Source organism: Streptomyces sp. NPDC016562 (assembly GCF_043076955.1).
GTDB lineage: Bacteria > Actinomycetota > Actinomycetes > Streptomycetales > Streptomycetaceae > Streptomyces.
In genome coordinates, this window is record NZ_JBIBRZ010000001.1 from 1,522,461 (window position 1) to 1,547,519 (window position 25,059).

Consider the following 25,059-nt stretch of genomic DNA (forward strand, 5'->3'; position numbering starts at 1 on the left):
GTTGTACGGGTCCATCGAGGGGCGCGTCCACCGCCTGGCTCGGGCGGCGTCCGTGCTGGCCGGGGGAATGAGTGCCCGGCGTGGGGGCAAGTGCTCGGTAGGCCCGCGCTTGGCGCGGGGCGCGGGTTCGCGTCCTCCGGAGCAGGGCCTCGTCCGTCGGAGGTGGGTCATGGTTGCGCTTCTTCTGGTTCTGCTGCTGATCCTGCTGCTCTTCGGGGCGGGCTTCGCGGTGAAGGCGCTGTGGTGGGTCGCGATCGCCGTACTGGTGCTGTGGCTGGTGGGCTTCTTCGCCCGCAGCTCCGGCGGGCGGTGGTACCGCTGGTAGGTCGTGAAGACGGGGAGATACGAGGGGTCATGGGTCAGGACGAGCGGGGACGGAACGAGAGCCCGGACGAGCGGGCCGACCGGCAGTGGCAGGAGTTGATCCAGGAGATCAGGGTCGCCCAGACGGGTGTGCAGATCCTGTTCGGCTTCCTGCTGACCGTCGTCTTCACGCCGCACTTCCAAGGGCTGCCGCAGACCGACAAGACGATCTACATCGTCACGGTGGTGCTGGGTTCGCTGGCGACGGGGGCGCTCATAGGGCCCGTGGCCTTCCACCGGATCGTCTCGGGGCGCCGCATCAAGCCCGCGGCGGTGGTGTGGGCGGCCCGGCTGACCTTCACCGGGCTCGTGCTGCTGCTCGCCACCCTCACGTCCGCGCTGTTCCTCGTCCTGCGGGTCACGACCCACAACGGGCTCGCCCCCTGGCTCGTCGCCGGGGTGCTGGCCTGGTATCTGCTGTGCTGGTTCGTCCTGCCCCTGTGGGCGCGGGCCCGCCACACCTCCGCGACCTTCGATGAGTCGCCGCGGGAAGGGGCCGGGGGTCCGGGCGGCCGTTAGGCGCCGGGAGCCGAATGAGCCGGGAGCCTGTGCGAGGAGGCTCGATGGACGTTCCGACCATGGGCGTCGAAGAGGAGTTCCTGCTCGTCGACCCCCGTACCAGGGCGCCCGTGAACCGCGCGCCCGAGGTGATCCGCGCGGCGGCCGGGGAACTGGGCGGTCAGGTCCAGGCCGAGTTCTACAACGCCCAGGTGGAGGTCTGCACCCGGCCGACCGCCGACCGCGAGGACCTGCGCGAGCAGCTGGCACGGCTGCGGTGCACGGTGGCGCAGGCCGCGCGCGCGGCCGGCTGCGTCGCGGTCGCCGCTGCCACCGCGGTGCTGGCCCCCCGGGAACCGCTGACGGTGACCGACAACGACCGCTACCACCGCATGGCACGCCGGTTCGCCGCGTTCGTGGGCCCCTACCACCTCGTGTGCGGCTGCCACGTGCACATCGGCTCTCTCGACCGGGCACGGGCCCTGGCCCTGGCGAACCACATGCGGCCGTGGCTGCCGGTGCTCCAGTCGATCACGGGGAACTCCCCCTTCGTGTGCGGCCACGACACGGGGCTCGACAGCTGGCGTTCGGTCGCCCACTCCTGCTGGCCGACGGTCGGGCCACCGCCCCTGCTGGACGAGGGCTCCTACCTCGCCCACGTCGACGGTCTGGTGAAGGCCGGGCTGCTCCTGGACCGCCGGATGGTGTACTGGCACGCCAGGCCCTCGGAACACGTGCCGACGCTGGAGATCCGCGTCGCGGACGTCAACGCCGACCTGGACGCCGTGGTCCTGACGGCCGCCCTGGTACGGGGCCTCGCGGGGGCCCTGCTCCCCGAGGCGGACGCGCACCTCCCGCCGCCCGGGACGCCGGAGCACCTGCTGCTCGGCGCCCACCGGCTGGCCGCCGCCCACGGCATCGACGGCCCGGGCCTGGACGTCTGGAGCGGCCGCGAGGAGCCGGCGGTCCTGCTCGTCGAGCGGCTGATCGACCGGGCGGCCCCGGGGCTGGAGGCGGCCGGGGACCTGAGCACCGTCGTAGCCCTGTGGGGCAGGCTGCGCGCGCAGGGCACGGGCGCCCGTCGCCAGCGGCGGGTCCTCGCGGCGACGGGCAGCCTGGAGGCCGTCGTCGACAGCCTGGAGGCGGCCACGGCCGGCCGCGCGGTCGAGGCCGCCTGAGGAAACCGAGCCGCCTGAGGCAGTCGAGGCCGCCTGAGGAAACCGAGCCGCCTGTGCAGCCGAGGCCGCCTGCCGCAATCGAGCCGCCTGAAGACGTCCACGCCGCCCGAGGGAGCGGGGGGGCGGGGCCGGCGGCCCGTCCCCGTCTCATCGCAGGCGGTGGATGCGGTCGGTCCCGTACCACTTCGACACGCAGGCGGCGACCCAGTCCCGTTCGTAGTCGGACGTGAAGAAGGGCTCCGCCAGCGCCCCGATGTACAGGGGCCGGTAGCCCACGTCCGTGGCGCCCCCCGCCGACTCGGCCCGGATGCGGGCGTTCTGGTCGTCCCAGGCGACGGCGCGGGTGACCGTGACCGTCGTGAGCTGGCGCACGCTCGGCACGAGCGCGGCCATCGAGGCCAGGGCCAGGCCGCCCGCCGCGACGACGGCGAGCGCCAGCACGGCCCCGCTGCTCCGTCGGGGTGCCAGGCGCCGGCCGGCCCACCGCCCGAGCAGGACGCCGTAGAGGCACAGCGCCAGTTCCATCGGGACGAGGAAGTTCGTCCAGGTGCGGGCGTACGTCCAGCCGTCCGGGCCGTAGCCGCTGCGCAGGCCCAGCACCACCGCGAAGGAGCCCAGCAGCACCACGGGCACGGGGAGCAGCGCCGCAGTGATCAGCAGGTGCTGCGGGACGGCCCGTCGCGGTTCCCGCTCCCCGGCCCCCGCGCTGCGAAGGCCCAGTGTCAGCCCCAGCAGGACGCCGGCGGCGGCGGCTCCGAGGTAGGCCCACTGGCTGGTGATCGCACCCCACATGTGCAGCCAGCCCTCGAAGGTGCCCCTGAGCTCGCCCGCCGAGAGCAGGGACTCCCGGTCCAGCTGCTGCGCGCGGCGCCATCGCGCGCCCGGGGACGTGTAGAGGACGACCAGGCCGCAGAGGAGCCCGGAGCACCAGAGCAGGCACCAGGTGAAGGGGTACCAGGTCCGCGCCAGCCCGAGGCGGGGCACTGCCAGCAGACCGGCTGCGACCGCCAGCAGGCCGCTGACCAGCGCGAACGGCTCGCTGAGGGTACCGAGGAAGAACCCGGCCAGGAAGGCGGAGGCGAGTGCGCCCCGGCGCACGGCGGCGCGGGGGTGGCGGGAGGCGCGGATACCGAGCAGCAGCGCCCACAGGCCGATGACGCTGGGGAGGGTGTGCGAGATGGTGGCGGGAGCCCAGAGCAGGACTTGATAGCTGCGCGTGCCGGCGTAGTAGAGCAGGGCCTGGAGGACGAGGGCGCAGGCGGTCAGGGGCAGGATCCGCGGCGCGGCGCCGAGGAGGCGGCTGAGCTCGCACCCCAGCAGGACCAGGCCGACGGTGAAGGCGGCGGCGATGAGCGAGGGCAGGAGCTTGGGTCCGAGCAGCCCGTCGCCGTAGATGACGCCGCTCAGGAAGGCGTTGGCGATCCGGCCGTTCTGGGTCGTGTAGAAGTCGGAGGTGATGCCGAGGACTCCCAGATCACGGGATTTCCAGGCGGCGCACCAGTCGTCGGAGGTGGGGCGCACGCAGAGCCCGAGGAAGCATCCGACGGCGATCAGGCCGCCTGCGGCCGCCACCACGGTGCCGCCCGTGCCCGGCAGCAGTCGGTGGACGAAAGCAGGTCTCATTCGCCCACCCCTCACGGCGAGATGCGATCTGATGAACGGCTGATACGCCCGCTGATTGTGCACGCTCCCCCGCCGCCGGGCCGCGGGACACGCCACCCGGCTCACCCGAGCGGCGGCGCTGCCGGGCGGCTTCGGCGCCGCCGTTCCAGCATGGGAACCCCGGGGCCCGTACAGGGAGCCCGCCGGAAGGAGTGGGGTCGCCGTTGCCCGCCGTCCCGCTCGTTCGCTGGGCGCTCGTCACGGCGTCCCTGACGGCCGCCGCCGTCCCCGTCTGTGCGGCGAGCCCGCCTGCCGGCGGCCGCCCGGGGGACGAGCGGCCGGTCTGGTACGCCGGCTACGTCGGGCCGCTGGGACACGCGGGCCGGGGCGACGCCGAGGGGAGCTACGCCTCCTTGCGGCTGCCCGCCACCCCCACCGTCGGGCTCCTCTCCAACGCGGACACCACCGAGGGCGTCTCCCCGTTCACCGCCAAGGGCGCGGCGTACGTCCCGCGGAGCAACGTCCTGCGGCTGTCGTCCGGCCGGTGGAAGTACCTCCCCGACGGCCGGACGGCATCGGTCGTGGTGCCCGCCGGGGACCCGGCCGCCCTGCGCCAGATCGAGCGGAGCCGCGCCTGGCTGGCCGCCGGCACGGTCCCCGGCGGTACGCCGCAGCGGCGTGCGGCGGCCGAGCGGGCCCTCCTGTCGATGCGCGCCCTGCTGCGGCCGAACGGCGCCGTGGCGGCGGGATGGACCCCCGGCTGGATGTACTCCTGGCCGCGTGACGCCGGCTTCGCCTCGGCCGCGTTCGCCCACACCGGCCACGACGAGGAGGCCTACCGGATCCTGCGCTACAGCGCCGCGACCCAGCGCAAGGACGGCACCTGGGACGCCCGGACGAAGCTCGACGGATCCGGCCCCCCGGACGGCAGGCGCTGGCAGCTCGACGCCAACGGCTGGGTCCCCTGGGCCACCTGGCAGTGGTACCGGGCGGCGCCCCGGGACACCCGCCGGGCCCGGTTGACCGTCCTCTACCCGATGATCCGCAAGGCGGCCGACCGCGCGGCGGCGTCCTTGGGGCCGGACGGGCTGCCCCCGGCCTCCCCCGACTACTGGGAGCTGTCGACGACCACGGCGAACATCGGCACGGCGGCTCCGCTGCTCGCGGGGCTGGCCGCCTGCGCGGACCTCGCCAGGGAGCTGGACCGGCCGGACGACGCGGCGCGCTGGGTGCGGGCCGGGGAGCGGCTGCGCTCCGCCGTGGCCGCGAGGTTCGCGCCCCTGGGATACCAGCGCACGGTCGACGGGCGGCACGGGCACGACAGCGCGGTCGCGTTCATGGCGCCGCCGTTCAACACGGCCCCGGCCGGTCTGTCCCGCGCGCTCGACACCACGTACGAGGCCCTGCTCCTGCCGCGTGGGGGCCTGACCCCGGGGAACGACCCCGCCGCGCCCTGGGGCGCGGTCGCCTGGACGCCCAGTACCTCGTTCTTCGCCCTGGCCTGGGCCGGCACGGGGAAGACGGCGAAGGCCGGACAGGTCCTCGACTGGGTGCTGTCCAAGCGGAACTCGCTCGGCGAGCTGCCGGAGAAGGTGGACCGGGCGGGCCGGCCCTCATCGGTAGCGCCCCTGGCCTGGACGGGCGCGATCACTGTCCTCGCGCTGGTGGCCCTGGACGGCAGGCCGCTGCCCCCGCCGCCGCTGCGGCGTTAGAAGGTGTCCGGCGGGTCAGACGGGCTCCAGCCCGTCACCGGGAGGCGGGGCGCAGCGCAGGGCGCGCAGTTCGGCGAGGAGGCGCTCGTACGCGCGCCGTTCCGCCTCCACCGCGCGCCGGAAGGGGCCGTGGTGCGGATCGTCGTGTGCCCGGGCCTGGCGCGCGGCGGCGACCCGGAGTGCCTTCGCCCGGGCCGCGGCGTTCATCGCGTCGACGTATCCGGCGTCGAGGAGCTCGTGGTCGAGGACCTCGCCGAAGGCCGCCTGCGCCAGGACGCCCAGCCGGTCGAGACCGGGCGCGCAGCTCGCGGGGGTCGTCTCGTCGCAGGGTTCGGCGAGGGCCTTGGAGATCGACGTCGTGGCCGCCTTGAGCTCCGGGTACCCCCAGGCCGGCACGGTGTCGTTCCTGCAGGCGGTGGCGCAGGCCGCGAGGAGGGCGAAGGAGGCCATCGCACGGACCGTTCCCGCTCGTGCGCGCCGGTTCGATAGGCGGAAGGGGAGCACGGGAGCCCCGATCGTCCGTGGGTGGGAGGCGGCCGCCGTCGGCCCGCGACGCGCTCTGTCCGCATCGTCACCCGCCGCGATCCGCCCGGCCACCCGGAGGCCTCACCCCGAGGGGCTCCAGGCAGGCCCCCTACGGCTTTCGGGACCCCGCGGCGGCCGCTTCCGTACGGGCGTCCGGCACCGTCGCGCCGGGCCCGACCGCCCGGTGCCACGGGGGGAGGGAGCCGTCGGCGGTCGGTACGGATCCCGCCGTCAGCGTGGTGAGGTGCAGCTCGGCGTCCAGTCCGAGGGCGGCCGCGACGGAGGCGCCGACCGACTCGGCCACGCCCGCCGGGGCGCCGGTGTACAGCATCCGGGACTCGGACCAGGACGACGGGCCGTCCACGCCGGCCACGCCGGCCACGCCGACCGTGCCCGCGCCCGCGCGGCCCGCGAGCAGCCGGCCCGCGACGCCCACGGCGCCGTAGCCGGCCTGGCCGCCCGCCTCGGTGACCGGGGAGAACGTCGGTGCGGCCCCTCCCGCGTCGGCCAGGATCGTGCCGACGGTCCCGGTGCCCGGCCGACGGAAGTACAGGCGGACGCCGTCGCCCTCCGGGCTGACCGACAGCGGGCCCGTGGTCGGCGGCAGCCCGGTGGGGACGGGGCCCGCGAGCGGGGCGTCCGGCGTCCGCCGGATCCAGGCCAGCACGGTCCCGGCGGTCGCCGCGTACACGTGCACCCGCCCCGATCCGTCGGTCGCGGTGACGGGATCGCCCTGGAGGGCCGCGCCGCCCAGGGTCTGCCACGCGCCGAACGCGCCGACCGGGGTGCTCTGGGCCCGGGCGCGCAGCGTCCGCGCGGAGTCGCGTACGTACACGGTGATGCGGCCCGTGGGGTCCACGGCGACGGCCGGTGCGCTGATCGCCGAGGTGCCCGCCCTGTCCACCGCGTCCGGGGTGCCCAGCGACTGCCAGGGGCCGAAGGCGCCGTCGGGCGCGTCCTGGACGGCGTACACGACGTCCCGTCCGTAGTCCTGCGGTGTCGCGCCCAGGGCGGTGCGGGTGGCGAACACCGCGATCCTGCCGTCGGGGAGCCGGGCGGTCGTCGCGCCCGTGTCGAGGCCGGCGCCGGGGAGGAAGCGGGGGCCCTGCCAGGGGGCCTGCGGGCCGCTGCGGGACCAGTACGCCATGCGGCCGTCGAGAACGGTGAAGGCCCACAGCCTTCCGGGGGCGCCCTCGGTCATCCAGGAGGTGCTCTCGCCCCGGCTGTAGCGGATGGTCTGGCTCCAGCCGGCGCCCGTGGGCCGGGTCGCGGTCTTGCGGTCGCCGCAGCCCGCGGGGCTGCCGCACCAGTCCTGGTGGTCGGTCCAGGCGTAGGTCTTGAGGTAGCCGAGCTTCTCCTCGGCCGTCCGCGGGTCGAGCGTCGGCGGCAGGGAGCTGTTGGGGTAGCTGACGTAGTTCTGGACCGAGAAGTGCGGACGCTCCGTGGACTGCGCGTAGCGTTCGGCGGCGGCCTGGACGAAGCGGGCTCCGTACATGTGGTCCTGGTGGTCCAGGAAGGCGCCGCCGCCCTGCGCCCGGCCGGGCGTGGGGTCCTGCGTGCGTATCGTCGTCGGCCGGTACATCGCGAAGACGCTCGCTATGGCGTTGACCGCCTGGTCCTTGGTGTACGAGAACGAGCGCTTGACCGGCGTGCCGGAGGTCAGCTGGGCCTCCAGCGCGGGTATGCGGCCGTCCCACAGGCCGCGGAGGCTGTCCGGGTTGTCGCCGGAGATGCTGCGGGCCTCGCGCAGCTGCATCCAGACCAGCTGGACCTCGGGCCGGGCGACGAGCACGTCCACCTCCGCGCTCCCGCCGCCGACGGTGGGGACGGCCTTGCGCTTCCACGCGCTGCTGCGGACGCCGGTGGCCATCTCCGCGTAGGCGGCCCGTATGCCGTTCTGGCGGGCCTCCGCGTAGGCGGCGCGGTCGGCGGGCCCCGCGGCGTCGTCCAGGTGCGGGCTGTGGGCCTCGTTCCTGCCGTCGGACTCGCCGGAGGTCAGGTAGACGGTCGTGACCTTGATGCCGGTGGATATGGAGCGGCTCAGGTCGGGGTTCATGAAGAAGAGGTCGTCGTCGGGGTGCGCGACGACCTGGAGGACCGAGCCCTCGGTCACGCTCGCGCGGACGACGGGCGCCGGGGCGGGGGCGGCCGGCTGCTGCTGCTGCGGGGTCGCGTAGCCGTAGGCCAAGGTCGTCACGCCGACGGCGCCGACGGAGAGCACGGCGAGCGAGGCCGCGAGGCGGGTGCGCCTGGCCAGGGACATCTGAGCGCCTTGATGATCGGTCCGGTGCGGGAGGGCTTCCGGTGGGGGTGGGGGTGGGTCGGCGCCCCGATGGCTCCATCGCTGCCGGAGACGACCGGGGGCCGATTATGCCCCACGAGGGTCCGACTGACACACCATCAAGGGGCAAGGTGGGCGAAACCAGACAAGTAGGACATAGCGCCAATGTGTGCATTTTCAGCAACTTTTGACCTCGCCTTGCGGGCAGATGCACGGCCCGGCCGCGCCGCCCCCGCTCCCTTCTCGCCGCTGACAACCTCCGGCAAGTAAGGCCTCCCCACCCGGTTTCCGGTGTGTGAGACTGAACGCGTCATAGGTGGTGTACCTATGCCAGCCGCACGGCCGCGCCGTACACCCAGCCGCGGAACGCCTCACGACCGAGGCCGCGCTCGCGCCGGGCTGTCCGGCTGCGCGAGGCGCCGGACAGACACGCTTTTCACCGTCCGCAACCCGATGACGGGGGTACGTTCGACGGCCCAATTACTTTCAGGTTTCGCCATTCGTTCGTATCACATCGGTAGCATCCGATGTCGGAGCGGGTCGTCTGGGGGACGGCCCCGCTCCCGACTTGGGGGGACGGAAACATGCAGGTACTCGTGGTGGAAGACGACACACGGATCGCGGAGGCGCTGACCGAGGCGTTACAGCGGTTCGGGCACGACGTGGACTGGGTGGGCAGCGGGGCCGAAGCGCTGAAGGCGGCCCAGTCGACCGAATTCGTACTGCTGGATCTGGGGCTGCCCGACCTCGACGGCCAGGAGGTCTGCCGGCGCGTCCGGGAGACGTCGGCCGTCCCGATCATCGCGGTGACCGCCCGGTCCGAGGAGCTCGACCGGGTGCTGCTGCTCCAGACGGGCGCGGACGACTACCTCGTCAAGCCGTACAGCATGCGTGAGTTACTGGCCCGGATGGAGGCCGTCGCACGCCGCGTGAACGCGTCGGCGCCCGCGCAGGCGCCGGGTGGCGCGGGGGGCGCGGCCGAACTCTCCCTGTACGGGCCGCTGTCGGTGGACATACGCACGCGTCAGGTGGAGATGGACGGAGCTCCCGTCCACCTGACGCGCCGTGAGTTCGATCTGCTGGCGGCCCTCTTGACGGACGCCGGAGCGGTGCACGCGCGGGAGGACCTCATCAACGAGGTCTGGGACCCCAACTGGCACGGCTCGACCCGGACGCTGGACGTCCACATCGGTTCCCTGCGGTCCAAGCTCGGCAGTCGCAAGTGGATCCAGTCGGTGCGCGGCGTCGGCTTCCGTCTTGTCCTGCCCGATCTGCAGTGACCAGACGGCGACCGATGTGACCGGGGCGGTATGAAGGGGGATTTCTGGCGTGCGACGTCATCTGGTGGCCGCGTTGGTCGCCTTGCCTGTCGCGGTGGTCTCCGTCCTGGGACTGCCACTGGCCCTGCAGCGCAGCGACGAGGCGCTGCGGGAGCTGGCGCACACACGGGCCGTCGAGGCCCGTGAGCTGCTGCCGACCGCGGTGGACGCGCTGGAAAGGGGGGAACGGACGGGGCTGCGGCAGCGGATCGCCGAGTACCAGGACCGCACCGGCGCCCGTGCGCACGTCTTCAACGCGCAAGGACAGTCGGTGGAGGGGGCGTTGTGCCGCATGACGCCGCAGGAGCTCGCGCAGCACACGGTGGTGCGCGCGGCCCTGGAGGGTCGGTACACGGACTCCTCCGACCGGCAGGAGTCCGAGTCCTCGTCGTCCTCCGGGGAACTGATCGTGGCCGTGCCGGTCATCCACGACAGGGCGCTGGCCGGTGTCGTCGTGGTGTGCTCGTCGCTGGAGGACCTGGCGCTCCAGCAGTGGACGATCTGGGCCGTGGTCGCCGTGATCGGGACCCTGGCGCTGGCGATGAGCGGCTTCCTGGCGGAGCCGCTGGCCCGATGGATCCTGCGGCCGGTGCGGTATCTGGAGGCGGCCGCCCGCCGGTTCGCGGCGGGTGACCACACCGCGCGCGTGCCGGTCCACCTCGGTCCGCCGGATCTGCGGGTGCTCGCGGAGACCTTCAACCACCTGGCCGAGCAGGTCCAGAACCAGGTCACGGTCCAGAAGGCGTTCGTCTCCGACGCCTCCCACCAGCTGAGGTCGCCGCTGGTGGCCCTCCGGCTGCGCCTGGAGAACCTGGAGCCCCACATCGAGCCGGACGGAAGCCGCGGGCTGGAGCAGGCGCTGGACGAGGTGGACCGGATGACCGGCATCCTCAACGCGCTGCTGCTCCTGGCCCGCGCCGAGTCCGGCGCCCAGGCCGTCGAGAGCGTGGACGTCCTGGCGGTGGCCGAGGAACGGGTCGCGTCCTGGCGGCTGGTGGCGGAACCCAGGGACATCAGCCTGACCATCGACAGCGAGGGGGACCTCGTCGCGTCGGCGGTCGCCGGGACCGTCGACCAGATCCTGGACGTGTTCCTCGACAACGCCCTGCGCATGTCACCGGCCGGCTCCACGGTCCGGGTGCGCCTGATCGACGACGGGGCGATGGTGGCGGTCCAGTTCATCGACTCCGGGCCGGGGATGAACGCCGCGGAAAGGGCGCGTGCCTGTGACCGGTTCTGGCGCGGGGCGAAGGCCACCAGCGGTGAGGGATCCGGGCTGGGGCTGGCCATCGCCGCCAGTCTGGCCCGGGTCAACAGTGGTCACGTGCTGCTCGAAGAGGCTCCCGGCGGAGGGCTGCACGCCGAGGTGCGCCTTCCGGCCTGGCGCCACCGCTCCTCCACCGTCCTTCCCCTCCACCAAGGATGACCTTGACTTTTGTCTTGCACGTCCCCTGCACAATCCCTGCCGGGCCGCTGCAGCGGACGTTCCTACAGTGACGCCGGGTACCACCTTGCACCGACGGTCCCCCCGCCCCTGCCTGCCCATCCGCTACCCCCATGCGTGCGCGTCTCCCTACGGGCCGCTTCCCTGATCTCCCTTCTCGTATCTCATCCTCCAAGGAGGAAGCGTGGGTTCCCAGTCCACAGTCAGCAGCGAAACTCCGCCCAAGGCCCCGCCGCCGGTCAGCCCCCGGGGCTTGGCCGCACTGGGGCGCTGGCTGGCCCGGCGCAGACTGCTGGTGCTCCTGCTCACCTTGGCGGCGCTGATCGTCGCGGTGCCGTTCGGCTCCGATGTGGAGAGCCGTCTGTCCGAGGGCGGCATCACCGTCCCCGCCTCGGAGTCGGCCCGCGCGGACGAACTGCTCAACACCCGGTTCGAGAGCGGCTCCCCGCACCTGGTGTTCGTCGCCGCGGCGCAGAGCAGCGTCGACGGTCCCGAGGTCGCGGACGCGGGGACGGCGCTGACCGAGCGCCTGGCCAAGGAGCCGGACGTGGTGCAGGCGGCGTCCTACTGGACGCTGGACAAGGCCCCCACCCTCCGCTCGAAGGACGGCAACACCGGCCTGATCATGGTGCGGCTGGCCGGGGACGAGGACCAGATCCGCAAGGCGGCGGCGCGGATCCTGCCGCAGGTGGTCGGTGAGCAGGGGCCGCTGAAGGTCACCGCGACCGGCGTGACCGCCGTACGCATGGAGGTCGAGCGGCTCAGCGAGGAGGACCTCAACCGGGCCGAGCTGCTGTCCGGCCCGCTGGTGCTGATCATCCTGCTGCTGGTGTTCGGCAGCGTGGTGGCCGCCAGCGCGCCGCTGGCCGTCGGCATCTTCGCCGTGATCGGTTCCTTCGTCATCCTGCGGCTGCTCGACATGGTCGTCCAGGTGTCGGTCTTCGCGGTGAACATCACCACCGCCCTGGGACTCGGCCTGGCCATCGACTACAGCCTGTTCATCGTCACCCGGTACCGCGAGGAGCTCGCCCGGGGCCGCACCGTCCACGAGGCGATCGCCGAATCCGTGCGCACCTCGGGCCGTACGGTGCTGTTCTCCGCGCTCACGGTGGCGGTGTCCCTCTCGGCGATGCTGGTCTTCCCCATGTACCACCTGCGGTCCTTCGCCTACTCGGGGATCGCCGTGGTGCTCCTCGCGGCGTTCGGCTCCGTCGTCGTGCTGCCCGCGCTGTTGGCCGTACTGGGCCACCGGATCGACTCCCTGAACGTGCGGCGCCTCTTCCGCCGCAACGCCAAGGTGGCCGCCGCCCGCACCGACACCGAGGGGTTCTGGCACAAGCTGGCGATGGCGGTGATGCGGCGGCCGCTGCCGTTCGCGCTCGCGGTCGCGGCCGTCCTGGTGGCCCTGGGCCTGCCGTTCATGCGGGCCGAGTTCGGTGACAGCGACGACCGGGTGCTGCCCTCCAGCTCCCCCGCCTACCAGGGCGCGCAGGTGCTGCGCGAGGAGTTCGACAACCGGGAGGGCTCCCCGCTGAACGTGGTCCTGCCCGACATCGACCCGGTCGCGGACGCGTACAAGGTGACCGACTACGCCAAGCAGTTGTCCACCGTGCCCGGGATCACCCGCGTCGACGCCCTGACCGGCTCCTACAGCGAGGGCGCCGAAGTCGCCCCGCCGGGCCCGGCCTCCGAGCGGTTCAAGGCCGGCGAGGGCACCTGGCTGTCCGTGGTGTCCGACACCGAGCCGTACTCGGAACGCGGCATGGACCTGGTCGACACCCTGCGCGCGCAGCCCGCACCGGACGACGTGCTCGTGGGCGGACAGGCCGCGCTGCTCGTGGACTCCAAGGCCACCATCGGGGACAAGCTTCCCTGGACGCTGGGGATCATCGCGCTGTCGACGATCGTGCTGCTGTTCCTGTTCACCGGCAGCCTGCTGATCCCCCTCAAGGCCATCGTGCTGAACCTGCTCAGCCTCACGGCCACCTTCGGCGCGATGGTGTACATCTTCCAGGACGGGAACCTGCGCTGGCTGGTCGGTGACTTCACGCCGACGGGCATGCTCGACATCGACACCCCGATCCTGATGTTCTGCGTGGCCTTCGGCCTGTCGATGGACTACGAGGTGTTCCTGCTGTCCCGGATCAAGGAGGAGTACCACCGCACCGGTGACAACGTCTCCGCCGTCGCCTGGGGCCTGCAGCGCACCGGGCGGCTGGTCACGGCGGCCGCGGCCCTGATCGCCACCGTGCTGCTCTCCTTCGCCACGTCCTCGGTGACCCCGCTCAAGCTGCTGGGCGTCGGCCTGGCGCTCGCCGTGATCGTCGACGCCACCCTGGTGCGCGGCATCCTGGTCCCGGCGTTCATGCGGCTGGCCGGCCGCGCCAACTGGTGGGCCCCGAAGCCTCTGGCCCGGCTGCACAAGAGGATCGGGCTGCACGACTGACACCTGGACAACACCTGGAAGACCCCGACGGGGCGCGGGCCGACACGGCTCGCGCCCCGTCGGCGTTCCATCCCGAGTGCCCCGATTCGCACTGCAGCGACCGTCACAGAAGATCGTGCCGAACACATGAGCGGAACCTAGAGGTCCGCTGTACGGACGCTGCATCGGCGGCTCATAGCGTGGGCCGTGCCCTGGGGACGTCCGAATGATCCGCCTGAGTGACGTTCCCGGCGGCGAGCGAAAATGTCGAACTACCAGGTGGGGGAGACCCGGTCCATGCGATTTCTGCAGCGTGAACGTGCCGTCGTCGAGGAATTGCTGCCCGGATTGGACCAGGAACTGGCCTCGGTCGACCTGGCCGACCTGGAGGCCGCCGGCGGCCCCGCCCTGAAGCTGTTCCGCGAGGCCGGCGGCCCCGGCCTGCTGGTGCCCACCGAGCACGGCGGCCACGGTGCGGGCCTGCTGACCGCCCTGCGGGTGCAGCGCGCCCTCGGCTCGCGCTCGCCGTCCCTGGCCGTGGCGACCACCATGCACCACTTCTCCGTGGCGTCCCTGGTGGAGGCCGCGGCCACCAGCCAGGGCATGGAGTGGCTGCTGCTCGCCGCCATCGCGAAGGACAACCTGCTGCTCGCCTCCGGCTTCGCCGAGGGACGCACGGGCCAGGGCATCCTCAACCCGTCCCTGGCCGCCCGTACCGACGGCGACAAGGTGTTCCTGACCGGGTCGAAGAAGCCGTGCAGCCTCGCCCACTCCATGGACCTGCTCACGCTGTCCCTGCCGCTGGCCGACGCTGACGGCGAGGAGCGCCTGGCCTTCGCGCTGGTTCCCGCCGACTCCAAGGGCCTGTCCGTGAAGCCGTTCTGGGGCAGCCCGGTGCTGGCCGGCGCCGAGAGCGACGAGGTCGTCCTGGACGACGTGGAGGTGCCGGCCGAGCTGCTGGTGCGTACGGACGTCACCTCCGACGGGCAGCTCGACCAGCTGCAGACGGTCGGCTTCGTCTGGTTCGAGGCGCTGATGACCGCCAGCTACCTGGGGGCCGCCTCCGCCCTCGTCGAGCGCGTCCTGGCCAACCCCCGCAGCGACGCGGCGGTGGCGGCCGGGGCGGTGACCCTCGTGGAGTCGGTCTCCCTCACGCTGGAGGGGCTCGCCTCCGAGGTGGCCACCAACGGCGTCACCCAGGACACCCTGGCCCGGTCCCTGCTGTGCCGGTACGCGGCCCAGGACGCCATCAGCCGGGTCCTCGACCTGTGCGTCGAGTCGCTGGGCGGCATGGCCTTCATCGGCTCCGGCGACGTCGCCTACCTCAACTCCGCGTGTCGCGCCCTGTCCTTCCACCCGCCGTCGCGGGCCCGCATGGCCACTCCCCTGACCGAGTTCTTCACCGGCACCTCCCCCCTCCGCATCCCCTGAGTGCCCTCCCGCGCGGCCGCCGGCCGCGTTCCCCCCTGGCTTCGACTCCTGTACGTCCGCTGAACTGTCCGTGAGGTGCTCGATCGTGCCCAGTCAACCCACCGTCCTTCTCACCGGCGCGTCCGGTGTCGTGGGCAGCGCCCTGCTCCCGCAGCTGCCCGACTGCCACACCATCGCCCTGATCCACCGCAACCCGGTCGCCGGCGCCGACGAGCAGCTGGCCGGCGACCTGACCGCGCCGCGCCTCGGCCTCGACGCCGACGCCTACCAGCGCCTGGCCGCACGGGTCGACGTCATCGTGCACTGCGCGGCCATCACCGGTTTCTCCATGGGCCCCGAGGCCACCCACGCCCTCAACGAGGCGGGCACCCGGCAGATGGTGCAGCTCGCCGCCGATGCGGGTGCCGTGTTCTACCACGTGTCCACCGCGTTCGTGGACCGCACCGACCTGACCCGGGCGCAGCTCGGCCAGGACCACGGCGACGCCACCGCGCGGCCCGAGGACTACCTGGACTCCAAGCGCGCCGGTGAGGACGTCGTACGCTCCTCCGGCGTCCCGTCGGTGATCGTCCGCCCGTCCGTGGTGATCGGGGACGCCGTCACCGGTCAGATCTCCGCGTTCCAGGGCATGCACGGGATCATCCACGGCCTGCTGCGCGGACTGCTTCCGCTGGTGCCGGTGCCCGCCGCCTCGCCCATCGACTTCGTGCCGCAGGACCTGGTCGCCGCCACCATCGCCGGGCTGATCCGCGAGGACCGGCGCGACGGCGAGGTCTGGGTCACCGCGGGCGCCAACGCGCTGAGCACCGAACGGCTCCTGCAGGTCGTCGGCGACACCGCCGACGAGCTCGGCCTCGCTCCCACCCGGCCGCGCATGGTCGGCCCGGAGATGGTCGACCGCCTCATCCGTCCGGTGTTCATCGCGAACCTCCACCCCCGGGCGCGCCGCCGCTTCGACGACATGCTCGCGATGACGGCGCTGTTCGCCCACGGCCACGTGTTCCCCTCCAGCCTGGGGCAGGGCGCCGGAATCCCGAAGGCTCCGAGCACCGAGGAGCTGGAGGCCGCGCTGCGTGCTTCGGTCACCTACATGGCCCGCACCAAGGGCATGGTCCGCGACCTGCCGCAGCCCGCGTTCGCCGGCGAGCGGGTGCCGGCATGAGCGAGCTGACCCTTCCCGCCCCCGCGCGGGCCGACGCCCCGCTCTACACCGGAGCCTCGACCGCCGACGTACTGGACGTCTACCGGCGCCACTTGAGCAAGGGCCGTGCGCGCCTGGCCTCGCTGACCGGCGCCGCCATGGAGGTCGCCTCCGAGGGCAGCCTGGTGTGGGGCGCCGACGGCAAGGAGTACCTGGACTGCGGCGGGTACGGGGTGTTCATCCTCGGCCACCGCCACCCCCGGGTGGTGGACGCCGTGATCGAGCAGATCCGCCGGCACCCGATGGCCACCCGGCTGCTGCTGGAGCCGGTCGCCGCGAAGGCGGCGGCGGCGCTCGCCGCCGTCACGCCGCCCGGCCTGGAGCGGGTCCACTTCGTCAACTCCGGCGCCGAGGCGACCGAGACCGCGATCAAGCTCGCCCGCGCCCACGGCAAGCACCGCCTGATCTCCGCGGTCGGCGGCTACCACGGCAAGACCACCGGCGCGCTCGCCGTCACGGCCAAGCCGCTGTACCAGGACCCGTTCAAGCCGCTGCTCCCGGCCGAGCACGTCCCGTACGGGGACGCCGAAGCCCTGGAGCGGGCGCTCGCGGGCGGGGAGCCGGCCTGCGTCATCCTCGAACCCATGCAGGGTGAGGGGGGCGCGGTCCTGCCGCCGCCCGGCTACCTCACCCGCGTGCAGGAGCTGTGCGCCGAGCACGGCGCGATGTTCGTCCTCGACGAGATCCAGACCGGCCTCGGCCGGCTGGGCACCTGGTGGGGCGCCGACGCCGAGGGGGTGCGCCCGGACGTCCTGCTGGTCGGCAAGAACCTCAGCGGCGGCGTGATCCCGGTCGCCGCGGCGGTCGCCACGCCCGAGGTGTACGCGCCCTTCGACAAGGATCCCTTCCTGCACACCTCCACCTTCGCGGCCTCCCCGGTGGCGATGGCGGCCGCCGCGGCAGCCGTCGGCGCGATCGCCGACGAGGGCCTGGTGGAACGGGCCCGCACCCTGGGCGAGGTCCTGCTGGACCGGCTGCGCTCGGCGCTGGCCCCCGTGTACGGCAGCGCCGTGGTCGACATCCGCGGCCGGGGCCTGCTCCTGGGCGTCGAGATGCGCGACGAGGGCGCCGCCGGCGAACTCGTCCTGAACCTCATGGAGTCGGGGCTGCTCGTCAACCACTCCCTCAACGCCCAGCGGGTCGTACGCCTGACCCCGCCCGCAGTGCTGACACCGGCCGACGTGGACCGGATCACCGACGCCTTCACTTCCGCGGCCACCGTCCTGGCCCGCGCCACCGCTTCCACGAAGGGGACACGCTGATGCCCGAGGTGACTCTCGACGCCCTCATACCCGACACGACCGCACCGGACGTCTTCGAACTGCTGCGTGACTTCGCCTCCTACCCGAAGTACACCGACGCCGTCCGCGAGGTGAACGTCACCGACACCGGCGGCGACACCATGGACTCGGACTGGTCGGTGAACTTCCGCAACGGCATCCTGTGCTGGACCGAGCGCGACCGCATCGACGCCGCGACGCTGACCATCGAGTTCACCCAGACCGAGGGCGACTTCGACCAGTTCGACGGCGCCTGGACCGTGGTCGGTCACGACGACGGCACGGCCACCGTGCGGTTCCACGCCCGCTTCGACCTGGGCATGCCCAGCCTCGCCGCGATCATCGACCCGATCGCCTGTGAGGCCCTCGTCGAGGCGATCAGCCTCATCCTGCGCGGCCTGCTGGGTGAGCACATCACCCTCACCACGCCGGAGGCCGAACCGGTCGGTGCCTCCGCGGCCGCGGACGCACCGTGACGGGAGCCCTCACGAGCGCCACCACCTACGCCCCACCCGGCGCCACACGGACGCCGGTGACGGCCCGTGAGTTCAAGGACGTCCTCGCGCACCTGCCCTCCGGCGTCACCGTGCTGACCACCAGCGGACCCGACGGGACCGGGATGGCGGGCATGACGGCGAGCGCCGTCTGCTCCCTGTCCCTGGATCCGCCGATGATCCTGGCCTGCGCGGCCAACAACAGCCGCACGCTGACCCGGATCCGTACCACCGGGATGCTGGCCGTCAACCTGCTGCGCGAGGACCAGGCCCATCTCGCCCGGCGGTTCGCCGACCCGCAGCTGGACCAGGACGCCCGCTTCGCCGCCACCGCCCACCACCTGGTGGACGGTCTCCCGGTCCTCGACGACGCGCTGGCCTGGCTGGCGTGCACCGTCGAGGCCACGTACCCCGGCGGGGACCACACCATCCTCACCGCCGAGGTCCGCGGGCTCGGCCTGGGCGGCGGACCCCCGTTGCTCTGGCACAACCGCACGTTCCGCACCCTCGTCTGACCCGCCGCCCCGAGCGGACCGCGACTTACTGGAGGCTCCCACAGTGCCCAGGGACATCAACAACAAGATCGTTGCCATCACCGGCGGCAGCCGTGGCATCGGCCGCGCCACCGCCGAGCAGTTCATCGCCGCCGGGGCGAAGGTCGCCATCGGCGCCCGCAACCTCGACCTCGCCGGCAAGGTCGCCTCCGAGATCGGCGCCCGTGCCTACGAGCTGGACGTCACCAGCCCGGTCAGCGTCGAGGCGTTCTGGAACGCGGTCGAGGCCGACCTCGGTCCGATCGACATCTTCGTGAACAACGCGGGCGAGATGATCGTCGGTCCGTTCGAGAAGGAGTCCGCCGAGGACACCGCCCACCAGCTGGGCGTCAACCTGCTGGGCACCCTCAACGGGATGAAGACCGCCATCGGCCCGATGCGCCGGCGCGGCCGCGGCCACATCATCAACATGGTCTCCGCCGTCGGCATGATCGGTCTGCCCGGCTGCGCCACGTACTCCGCCGCCAAGCACGGTGTCGTCGGCCTCTCCGAGGGTGTGCGCGCCGAGCTGCGCGGTTCCGGCGTGGACCTGTCGATCATCCTGCCCATCCCGGCGCAGACCGAGCTGACCTCCGGTGTCGGCAAGGGCCGCTTCGTGCCCCTGCTCACGCCCGGTGACATCGCCAAGTCGGTCCTGCGCACCGCGCGCCGGCCCGTCTACAACCGGTACGTGCCGGGCTGGACCAACCCGGTCACCCGCTCCCTGTTCCTCCTGCCCCAGCCGTGGCGGGACGCGATGGGCCGCTTCCTGAAGGCGGACCAGCTGCTGCGCACCACCGACTACCAGGCCCGCATCGCGTACGAGGCCCGGGTGAAGGTCCCGACCGCGGAAGGAGCCGGGGCGTGACCTCCGCGACACCCGCCCGCCCGAGCAACTACAAGGGCGCCGTCAAACGGGGCAAGGCGCCGGCCGTCGTCGGCTGGCGCTGGCTGGACCACCTCATCCACGTCCACCCCGTCACCACGATCGCCATGTTCAGCCCGGTGATCGCCGTCTGTGTCTGGTACTCGGTCGCGCGCGAGCACACCGGTGGCTGGGCGCTGCTCGGATGGGCCGCCGCGGGCTACGTGACGTGGACGCTGTCGGAGTACTGGGGCCACCGCATCGTGCTGCACTACGAGCCCGAGAAGGGCTTCGGTGCGCGCCTGCACTACGTGCTCCACGGGATCCACCACGACTACCCCACGGATCCCCGGCGCTCCATCCTCAGCCCCCTGCTGAGCATCCCGATGGTCGGCGGCACGATCTACCTGGCCTCCGGGCTGGGCTCGCTGCCGCTGGTGTTCGGAGCCGGCTACACCTTCGGCTACCTCACGTACGACCTGTTCCACCTGTACCTGCACCTCGCCAACCCGAAGAACCGGCTCCTGCGGCACCTGCGCTCGCTGCACATGCGCCATCACTTCCGCGACGACACCAAGGGATTCGGCATCTCGGCCCCTTACTGGGACGAGCTGTTCGGAACCTCCATCGCGCGCCAGTCCCGGTCCGGCGAACCAGTCGCCTGACCGCTCCCGCCGGTCCAGCGGTCCGGCTCCTGACCGGTGCGGGCACCCCCGCGGCGTACGGCTCAACCCTCAAGTCGTCGATGCCCCCCGCGCGGGTGCCCGCGCCTCTGTTCGCGCAACAGCTCACCCGGCATGTCCGCCCGCCGCACGGGCCGGACGCCGGAGCCGAACGCCACCCGCGAGGAACCCATGAACTCCGAAACGCTTCTGGCTCGCATCTACACCCTCGACACCGACGCCGACACCGACGACCCCGGCACGTCGGATCCCCGACCCGTGCCGGCCGGCCAGTCGCACTCCGCCGAAGCCGACTGGGACGAAGCGGAGGAGTTCGTTCGCCTCCACCACAGCGAGTACCCCGACCAGGCCGTGCCGCTGGCGGCCCGGCTGGAGCAGGTCCGCACGCAGATCGAGCAGACCGGCACCTACACCCACACCGACGACGAGCTCACCTTCGGGGCCCGGGTGGCCTGGCGCAACTCCAGCCGCTGCATCGGGCGCCTGTACTGGAAGAGCCTGCGCGTCCTGGACCGCCGGCGGGCCGGCACGCCCGAGCAGATCCACCACGAGCTGTGCGAGCACCTGCGCCAGGCGACCAACGACGGACGCATCCGTCCGACGATCTCCGTCTTCGCCCCTGAAACCCCCGAGCGCCGCGCGCCCCGGGTGTGGAACGACCAGCTCATCCGCTACGCCGGCTACCGGCAGGAGGGCGGTGACGTCGTCGGGGACCCGACGTACACCGACTTCACCGAGGCCGTTCAGCGCCTGGGCTGGCAGGCCCCCGGCGGCGCCTGGGACGTGCTGCCCTGGGTCGTCGAGACCCACGAGGACAAGCCCCAGCTCTTCGACGTCCCCCCGGACCTCGTCCTGGAAGTGCACCTCACCCACCCCGACCGTCCGGACTTCGCCGACCTGGGCCTGCGCTGGCACGCCGTCCCGGCGATCTCCAACATGCGGCTGCGGATCGGCGGCATCAACTACCCCCTGGCGCCGTTCAACGGCTGGTACATGGGGACCGAGATAGGCGCCCGCAACCTGGTGGACACCGACCGGTACAACCTGCTGCCCGTCATCGCCGCCCACCTCGGGCTCGACACCAGCAGCGACCTCACCCTGTGGCGCGACCGCGCCCTGGTCGAGCTCAACGTCGCCGTCCTGCACTCCTTCACCCAGGCCGGCGTCAAGATCAGTGACCACCACACCGAGTCCCGGCACTTCATGACGCACCTGGACAAGGAAGAGAAGCAGGGGCGCACGGTGCCCACCGACTGGAGCTGGATCGTGCCTCCGGTCAGCGGCGGCATCACTCCGGTCTTCCACCGCTACTACGACGAGGCCGACCAGCGCCCCAACTTCTACCTCGACGACGACGCCAAGGACCGCGGCAGGGGCGGCGGTTGCCCCTTCGGCCACGGCTGACCGGCGCCGTGGACCACTCCCCCGGCCTGGCCGCCGCAGCGCGCGTGCCGGCGGCGCAGCCCAGGATCCTGGCGGAGCTCGGCCCGCTGCTGGGCACCGCGGGCGTCCAGCAGCGCGGCGCCCTGTGGCGCCTGAGCGAACCCGGCCGGGGGCTGGACGCCAACGTCGTCCACCTCCCGGCCGGCGCCCGGGTGGACGAGCACGTCGAGGAGGCCGTCGACGTCCTGTTGGTCGTCGTCGCGGGGAGCGGTGTCCTCGGTCCGGGACCGGACGCGACGGGCAGCGCCCTCACCCCGGGCGTCATCGTATGGCTGCCGCGTGCCGCGCCGCGGTCCCTGCGCGCCGGTGACCAGGGGCTGACCTATCTAACCGTCCACACGCGCCGTCCGGCCCTGGACATCGGCCGGCCGCGGGCGCTCCAGCAGGCGTCCGGCCCGGCTTCCGCCGGCGCCACCACCGCGGCGAGGCGGACCGGAGCGGGACGAGGGGCACCGGTCGAGTGACCGTGACGACGGCGGCGTGCGTTTCGCGCGCCGCCGTCGGCCCGTACGCAGCCCTGCGCCCGCCCCGCCCGTCCTACGAGGTCGTCGCCTAGGCGGCGTCCTCCCATCGCACGCCGCGCAGCAGCTCCGAGGGCGCCAGGCCGAACATCTCGTGCACGACCCGGGTGAGGTGCGAGCTGTCGCTGAATCCCGCGCCGTACGCGGCCCGGGTCAAGGTCGCCCCGGCGCGGACCAGTTCCATCGCGCGGCGCAGGCGCGCCCACCGCAGGTAGGTCGGGAAGGACATGCCGACCTCCTGGGCGAAGAGGTGCCCGAGCCGGCTCGGGGAGATCCCCGCGGCGGCCGCCACGTCGTCCAGCCGAATGGGCCCGCCCAGCAGCGACTGCGTGCGAGCGATCGCCGCGCGCACCGCCGGGTGCGTACCGCCGGCCGCGCCCTGCATGCTGGCCACCGCCAGCAACAGGTCCCCCAGCCGAGGCGGAGCGCCCTCTTCCCCCGGCCCCTGCGGCGGCCCGGCCCTGACCCAGTCGGCGATCCCCCCGCCCCCGGCCGGAGGACACTGCACGCGGCGGCCCAGCAGGGAGTCCGCGTCGCAGTACACCAGGGTGCCCCAGGCGTCCTCGGCCCGTACGGCGTGGACCGCACGGGCGGGAATCACCGCTGCGCGCACGCGACGGCCGTGACCGTGGCCGTCGATCACCTCGACCGTGCCGGACGCGACGATCACGATCTGCACGGCGGCGTGCGCGTGCGCGTGGGTGGTGCCGATCCTCCCCCGGAACGTGAGCCGGCCGGGCTCCAGGGTCACCTTGCCGTTCCACAGCTGCGTCATCGGCGGCACCTGACCTCACACGAGGCAACCTCATCGACACTTGAGATATCCCCCGGTGCGTGGTCTTCGAACAGCCATTACAGGACGGCGTCGCCCGCCGTGACGCGGTCGGCGGCGCCGTAGGCCCCGTCCTCGGCGTCCGCGTCGCGGGTGAAGGTGTGCTGCCCTTCCGCCACCCCGTACACCTGTTGCAGTCGGCAGCCGAGGACCGGCCGGATGCGCTCCACGACCGGCGCGGGCAGCCGGGCTCCGCCGATCTGCACGAGCTGCAGGCTCGACAGGTCGGCCGTGTTCCCCTCGGCGGCCTCCAGCCACGACTGGGCCAGGGCCGGCACCAGCGAGGTGAAGGTGACGCCTTGGCGCTCGACGGCCGCGAGGCACTCGTCGGCGCGGGGCGCGTCCATCAGGACCACGGTGCCGCCGGAGGCCAGTGTCCCCACCACGCCGGGACACCCCCAGGTGAAGTTCAACTCCGCCGGAAGCACCGCCAAGTAGACGTCCGACGCGTCCAGTTCGAGCAGTTCGGCGGCCGCCCGGATCTGGTAGGCGTAGTCGTCGTGGGTCCGGGGCACCAGCCGCGCCTGCTCCGTACCGCCGGACAGCAGGAGGAACGCGACGTCGGACGGATCGGGCGCGGCCGGCGGCAGCGGCTCGGCGTCGACCCGGTCGAGCGCGACGAGCAGCCCTTCGGGCGCCGGGGGCGCGGCCCGTCCCGCCCCGGCGTCCAGGACGAAGACCTTGCGCAAGGTGGCGCACTGCGTCACGAGGTCGAGGGGCGGACCGGTGCGGCCCGGGTCCTCGTACCGGCCCGGGTCCTCGTACCGGCCCGGCACGACGCAGGCCACGGCTCCGGAGAGCGCGCACAGGTGACGCAGTTGCCCCGGCCGGGGCGGGAGCAGCGAGAACACCGGCTGGGCTCCCATGCGGAACAGGGCGAGGGTGACGATCACGAACGCGGGTCCGTTCGGCAGCCGTACGAGGACCCGCTCGCCCGGGGCGATGCCCTGGGCGACGAAGCCCGCGGCCGTCCGGGCCACCCGCCGGCCGAGTTCGGCGTAGGTCAGGCGCAGGGGGCCGTGCACGAGTGCGGTGCGCTCGCCGTGTGCCTCCACGGCGGCGGTCAGCAGGTCCGCCAGGTTCTCGCCCTGCCAGCGGCCCGCCGGCCGGTAGTGCTCCGCCGGCTCCTCGGTCCAGGGCGTACGTCCGTCAAGCACGGCCGGCCTCCCGGGGGAACAGGGGCTCCCCGCCCCGGTGCAGTTCCTCCATCGAGGGGGGCGACACCGTTGCTGCGGGGAGCAGCCTGGCGAAATCCCCGGCGCGGAAAGGGGGCGGATAATCCGGCGGGAAATCGGCGGGGAAATCAGCCGGGTCGTCGTACGGGCGGCCGGGCGGGTAAGCGGAGCGGGCCGGCGCGGTCCGGGCGGTGCGATGGATTCGCCCCTCGCTCATGGCACTCCCCCGTAGTCATTCGATCCGGCGAGAGGTCCACAACGGACGCTCGCTCGGTCCATATCTTGCTGACGGTTGCTATACCGGCGGTGAAAGGAGCCATATCCCGGCTACACCCCGCAGGTCAGTGGGCATCCTCAGCGCACCGCACTGAGGAGCCACAGGTGCCCCGCGCCCTGGGCGCGGGGGCCGAATACACCGGAAATCCCCCGTCCGCCGCGGCGGGCGAGTTCCCGGGGGTCGGTCAGGCCGAAGGCCCAGCCGTGCGGGGCGAGCCATTCCTGCGGAGCCTCCAGACTGGAATTCCAGGAGGCGCCGACGGCGCGCAGGACCTCGGTCATCGCGGTGCGTTCCAGCGCTTCGCGCAGCGCGCTGTCGAAGTGGTCCGCCACCAGTCGGCCGGCCGCCGCGGACATCGCCGTGATCCCGCTCAGCAGCTGGTCGTTCTCGGTGCGGCTCAGCAGGGGCAGCAGCCCCTCGGCGGCCCAGGCCGTGGGCCGCCACGGGTTGAAGCCCGCGGCCCGCAGCGCCCCGGGCCAGTCGCCCCTGAGGTCCGCGGCCACTTCCACCCGCGTGCAGCGGGGTTCCTGACCGGCCCGGGCCACGACGCCCCGCTTGAAGCGCAGCACGTCGCCCCGGTCCACTTCGTACACCTCGGTGCCCTGCGGCCAGTCGAGGCGGAAGGCGCGGGAGTCCAGACCCGCGCCCAGCAGGACCACTTGGCGGCACTGCCCGGACGCGGCGAGCAGTTCGTCGTCGAAGAACCGCGTGCGCAGCGCGACGAGTTCGCCCATCGCCGACGACCGCTCCGCCAGGACCCGCTCCCCGAGTCCCTGCGGCGTACGGGGCGGCCCGCCGACCATTTCGGTCGCCACGTGGGCGATGCGGTCCTCGAAGAGCCGGTCCGCGCGCCGGCTCTCCGCACTGCGTTCCCGGGCCGCGCACAGAGCGGCGAGGAGGCCCGCACCCGTCACGGGCCCCGGCCCGGGCCCCGGTACCTCACGGCCCCGGTCCGGCGGCACGTCGTCACCGCGCAT

Annotated in this window: 22 protein-coding genes; 16 read left to right on the plus strand and 6 right to left on the minus strand. The window is 73.0% G+C overall.

Going from position 1 to position 25,059, the window contains the following annotated elements; translation table 11 throughout:
• Positions 1 to 169: 169 nt before the first annotated feature.
• From ACF059_RS07055 to ACF059_RS07065, 3 genes are read left to right on the plus strand one after another with little or no spacing between them, the layout of a single operon-like run.
• Positions 170 to 325 carry a hydrophobic protein gene (locus ACF059_RS07055; RefSeq protein ID WP_361943183.1) on the plus strand — a complete coding sequence of 52 codons (156 nt, stop codon included), beginning with the start codon at positions 170 to 172 and terminating at the stop codon, positions 323 to 325.
• 29 nt (positions 326 to 354) lie between these two features.
• Positions 355 to 882, plus strand: a complete 528-nt coding sequence (locus tag ACF059_RS07060) for a DUF6328 family protein (RefSeq protein ID WP_392052471.1) — start codon at positions 355 to 357, stop codon at positions 880 to 882.
• Positions 883 to 926: 44 nt separating this feature from the next.
• Positions 927 to 2,039: a glutamate--cysteine ligase gene (locus tag ACF059_RS07065; protein ID WP_392052474.1), complete on the plus strand. Its 1,113-nt coding sequence runs from the start codon at positions 927 to 929 to the stop codon at positions 2,037 to 2,039.
• A gap of 147 nt (positions 2,040 to 2,186) precedes the next feature.
• On the opposite strand, the gene ACF059_RS07070 is transcribed toward ACF059_RS07065, so the two are convergent.
• Positions 2,187 to 3,662, minus strand: coding sequence for a DUF6056 family protein (locus ACF059_RS07070; protein ID WP_392052477.1), 1,476 nt, complete (start codon positions 3,660 to 3,662; stop codon positions 2,187 to 2,189).
• 203 nt (positions 3,663 to 3,865) lie between these two features.
• Here ACF059_RS07070 and ACF059_RS07075 point away from each other — a divergent pair, with 203 nt between their 5' ends.
• Positions 3,866 to 5,353, plus strand: a complete 1,488-nt coding sequence (locus tag ACF059_RS07075; protein WP_392052480.1) for a hypothetical protein — start codon at positions 3,866 to 3,868, stop codon at positions 5,351 to 5,353.
• A 15-nt stretch (positions 5,354 to 5,368) separates the two neighbouring features.
• Here the strand turns inward: ACF059_RS07075 and ACF059_RS07080 are convergent, their stop codons facing one another.
• Positions 5,369 to 5,803 (minus strand): hypothetical protein, encoded by a 435-nt coding sequence (locus ACF059_RS07080; protein WP_392052484.1) that lies wholly within the window; start codon positions 5,801 to 5,803, stop codon positions 5,369 to 5,371.
• A 184-nt stretch (positions 5,804 to 5,987) separates the two neighbouring features.
• On the minus strand, positions 5,988 to 8,141 hold the full coding sequence (locus ACF059_RS07085; protein WP_392052487.1) for a PIG-L family deacetylase: 2,154 nt from the start codon (positions 8,139 to 8,141) through the stop codon (positions 5,988 to 5,990).
• A 617-nt stretch (positions 8,142 to 8,758) separates the two neighbouring features.
• Here ACF059_RS07085 and ACF059_RS07090 point away from each other — a divergent pair.
• The 12 genes from ACF059_RS07090 (at position 8,759) to ACF059_RS07145 (ending at position 21,741) form a co-directional block, all read left to right on the plus strand.
• Positions 8,759 to 9,439 carry a response regulator transcription factor gene (locus ACF059_RS07090; protein WP_392052490.1) on the plus strand — a complete coding sequence of 227 codons (681 nt, stop codon included), beginning with the start codon at positions 8,759 to 8,761 and terminating at the stop codon, positions 9,437 to 9,439.
• Positions 9,440 to 9,488: 49 nt separating this feature from the next.
• A complete protein-coding gene (locus ACF059_RS07095; RefSeq protein ID WP_392052493.1) occupies positions 9,489 to 10,904 on the plus strand; it encodes an ATP-binding protein in 1,416 nt (471 codons plus the stop codon).
• A gap of 202 nt (positions 10,905 to 11,106) precedes the next feature.
• Positions 11,107 to 13,368 (plus strand): MMPL family transporter, encoded by a 2,262-nt coding sequence (locus ACF059_RS07100; protein ID WP_392052497.1) that lies wholly within the window; start codon positions 11,107 to 11,109, stop codon positions 13,366 to 13,368.
• A 276-nt stretch (positions 13,369 to 13,644) separates the two neighbouring features.
• Positions 13,645 to 14,778: an acyl-CoA dehydrogenase family protein gene (locus tag ACF059_RS07105; RefSeq protein WP_392052500.1), complete on the plus strand. Its 1,134-nt coding sequence runs from the start codon at positions 13,645 to 13,647 to the stop codon at positions 14,776 to 14,778.
• A gap of 85 nt (positions 14,779 to 14,863) precedes the next feature.
• Positions 14,864 to 15,940, plus strand: coding sequence for an SDR family oxidoreductase (locus tag ACF059_RS07110; protein WP_392052503.1), 1,077 nt, complete (start codon positions 14,864 to 14,866; stop codon positions 15,938 to 15,940).
• Entirely contained in the window at positions 15,937 to 17,241 is a 1,305-nt protein-coding gene (locus tag ACF059_RS07115) for an aspartate aminotransferase family protein (RefSeq protein WP_392052506.1), read from the plus strand. Before ACF059_RS07110 ends, ACF059_RS07115 begins: the two co-directional genes overlap by 4 nt.
• Positions 17,241 to 17,735 carry an SRPBCC family protein gene (locus ACF059_RS07120; protein ID WP_360895883.1) on the plus strand — a complete coding sequence of 165 codons (495 nt, stop codon included), beginning with the start codon at positions 17,241 to 17,243 and terminating at the stop codon, positions 17,733 to 17,735. The genes ACF059_RS07115 and ACF059_RS07120 overlap by 1 nt, the downstream gene beginning before the upstream one ends.
• Positions 17,732 to 18,268, plus strand: coding sequence for a flavin reductase family protein (locus tag ACF059_RS07125; protein ID WP_392052509.1), 537 nt, complete (start codon positions 17,732 to 17,734; stop codon positions 18,266 to 18,268). Before ACF059_RS07120 ends, ACF059_RS07125 begins: the two co-directional genes overlap by 4 nt.
• Positions 18,269 to 18,311: 43 nt before the next feature.
• Entirely contained in the window at positions 18,312 to 19,154 is an 843-nt protein-coding gene (locus tag ACF059_RS07130; protein ID WP_361943139.1) for an SDR family oxidoreductase, read from the plus strand.
• Positions 19,151 to 19,816, plus strand: a complete 666-nt coding sequence (locus ACF059_RS07135) for a sterol desaturase family protein (protein ID WP_361943137.1) — start codon at positions 19,151 to 19,153, stop codon at positions 19,814 to 19,816. The genes ACF059_RS07130 and ACF059_RS07135 overlap by 4 nt, the downstream gene beginning before the upstream one ends.
• 189 nt (positions 19,817 to 20,005) lie before the next feature.
• A complete protein-coding gene (locus tag ACF059_RS07140; RefSeq protein ID WP_392052512.1) occupies positions 20,006 to 21,238 on the plus strand; it encodes a nitric oxide synthase oxygenase in 1,233 nt (410 codons plus the stop codon).
• Positions 21,217 to 21,741, plus strand: a complete 525-nt coding sequence (locus ACF059_RS07145; protein ID WP_392052515.1) for a hypothetical protein — start codon at positions 21,217 to 21,219, stop codon at positions 21,739 to 21,741. The genes ACF059_RS07140 and ACF059_RS07145 overlap by 22 nt, the downstream gene beginning before the upstream one ends.
• Before the next feature lie 88 nt (positions 21,742 to 21,829).
• Here the strand turns inward: ACF059_RS07145 and ACF059_RS07150 are convergent, their stop codons facing one another.
• From ACF059_RS07150 to ACF059_RS07160, 3 genes are all read right to left on the minus strand, one after another.
• Positions 21,830 to 22,573, minus strand: coding sequence for a helix-turn-helix domain-containing protein (locus ACF059_RS07150; protein ID WP_392052518.1), 744 nt, complete (start codon positions 22,571 to 22,573; stop codon positions 21,830 to 21,832).
• 77 nt (positions 22,574 to 22,650) lie between these two features.
• Positions 22,651 to 23,787, minus strand: a complete 1,137-nt coding sequence (locus ACF059_RS07155) for an AMP-binding protein (RefSeq protein WP_392052521.1) — start codon at positions 23,785 to 23,787, stop codon at positions 22,651 to 22,653.
• Positions 23,788 to 24,159: 372 nt separating this feature from the next.
• Complete coding sequence (locus ACF059_RS07160; RefSeq protein WP_392052525.1) at positions 24,160 to 25,059, minus strand: SAM-dependent methyltransferase; 900 nt, start codon at positions 25,057 to 25,059, stop codon at positions 24,160 to 24,162.

Coding starts and splice junctions, on each gene's coding strand:
- ACF059_RS07055 (WP_361943183.1), top strand. CDS start 170: ATGGTTGCGCTTCTTCTGGTTCTGCTGCTGATCCTGCTGCTCTTCGGG.
- ACF059_RS07060 (WP_392052471.1), top strand. CDS start 355: ATGGGTCAGGACGAGCGGGGACGGAACGAGAGCCCGGACGAGCGGGCC.
- ACF059_RS07065 (WP_392052474.1), top strand. CDS start 927: ATGGACGTTCCGACCATGGGCGTCGAAGAGGAGTTCCTGCTCGTCGAC.
- ACF059_RS07070 (WP_392052477.1), bottom strand. CDS start 3,662: ATGAGACCTGCTTTCGTCCACCGACTGCTGCCGGGCACGGGCGGCACC.
- ACF059_RS07080 (WP_392052484.1), bottom strand. CDS start 5,803: ATGGCCTCCTTCGCCCTCCTCGCGGCCTGCGCCACCGCCTGCAGGAAC.
- ACF059_RS07085 (WP_392052487.1), bottom strand. CDS start 8,141: ATGTCCCTGGCCAGGCGCACCCGCCTCGCGGCCTCGCTCGCCGTGCTC.
- ACF059_RS07105 (WP_392052500.1), top strand. CDS start 13,645: ATGCGATTTCTGCAGCGTGAACGTGCCGTCGTCGAGGAATTGCTGCCC.
- ACF059_RS07115 (WP_392052506.1), top strand. CDS start 15,937: ATGAGCGAGCTGACCCTTCCCGCCCCCGCGCGGGCCGACGCCCCGCTC.
- ACF059_RS07120 (WP_360895883.1), top strand. CDS start 17,241: ATGCCCGAGGTGACTCTCGACGCCCTCATACCCGACACGACCGCACCG.
- ACF059_RS07140 (WP_392052512.1), top strand. CDS start 20,006: ATGAACTCCGAAACGCTTCTGGCTCGCATCTACACCCTCGACACCGAC.
- ACF059_RS07150 (WP_392052518.1), bottom strand. CDS start 22,573: ATGACGCAGCTGTGGAACGGCAAGGTGACCCTGGAGCCCGGCCGGCTC.
- ACF059_RS07160 (WP_392052525.1), bottom strand. CDS start 25,059: ATGCGCGGTGACGACGTGCCGCCGGACCGGGGCCGTGAGGTACCGGGG.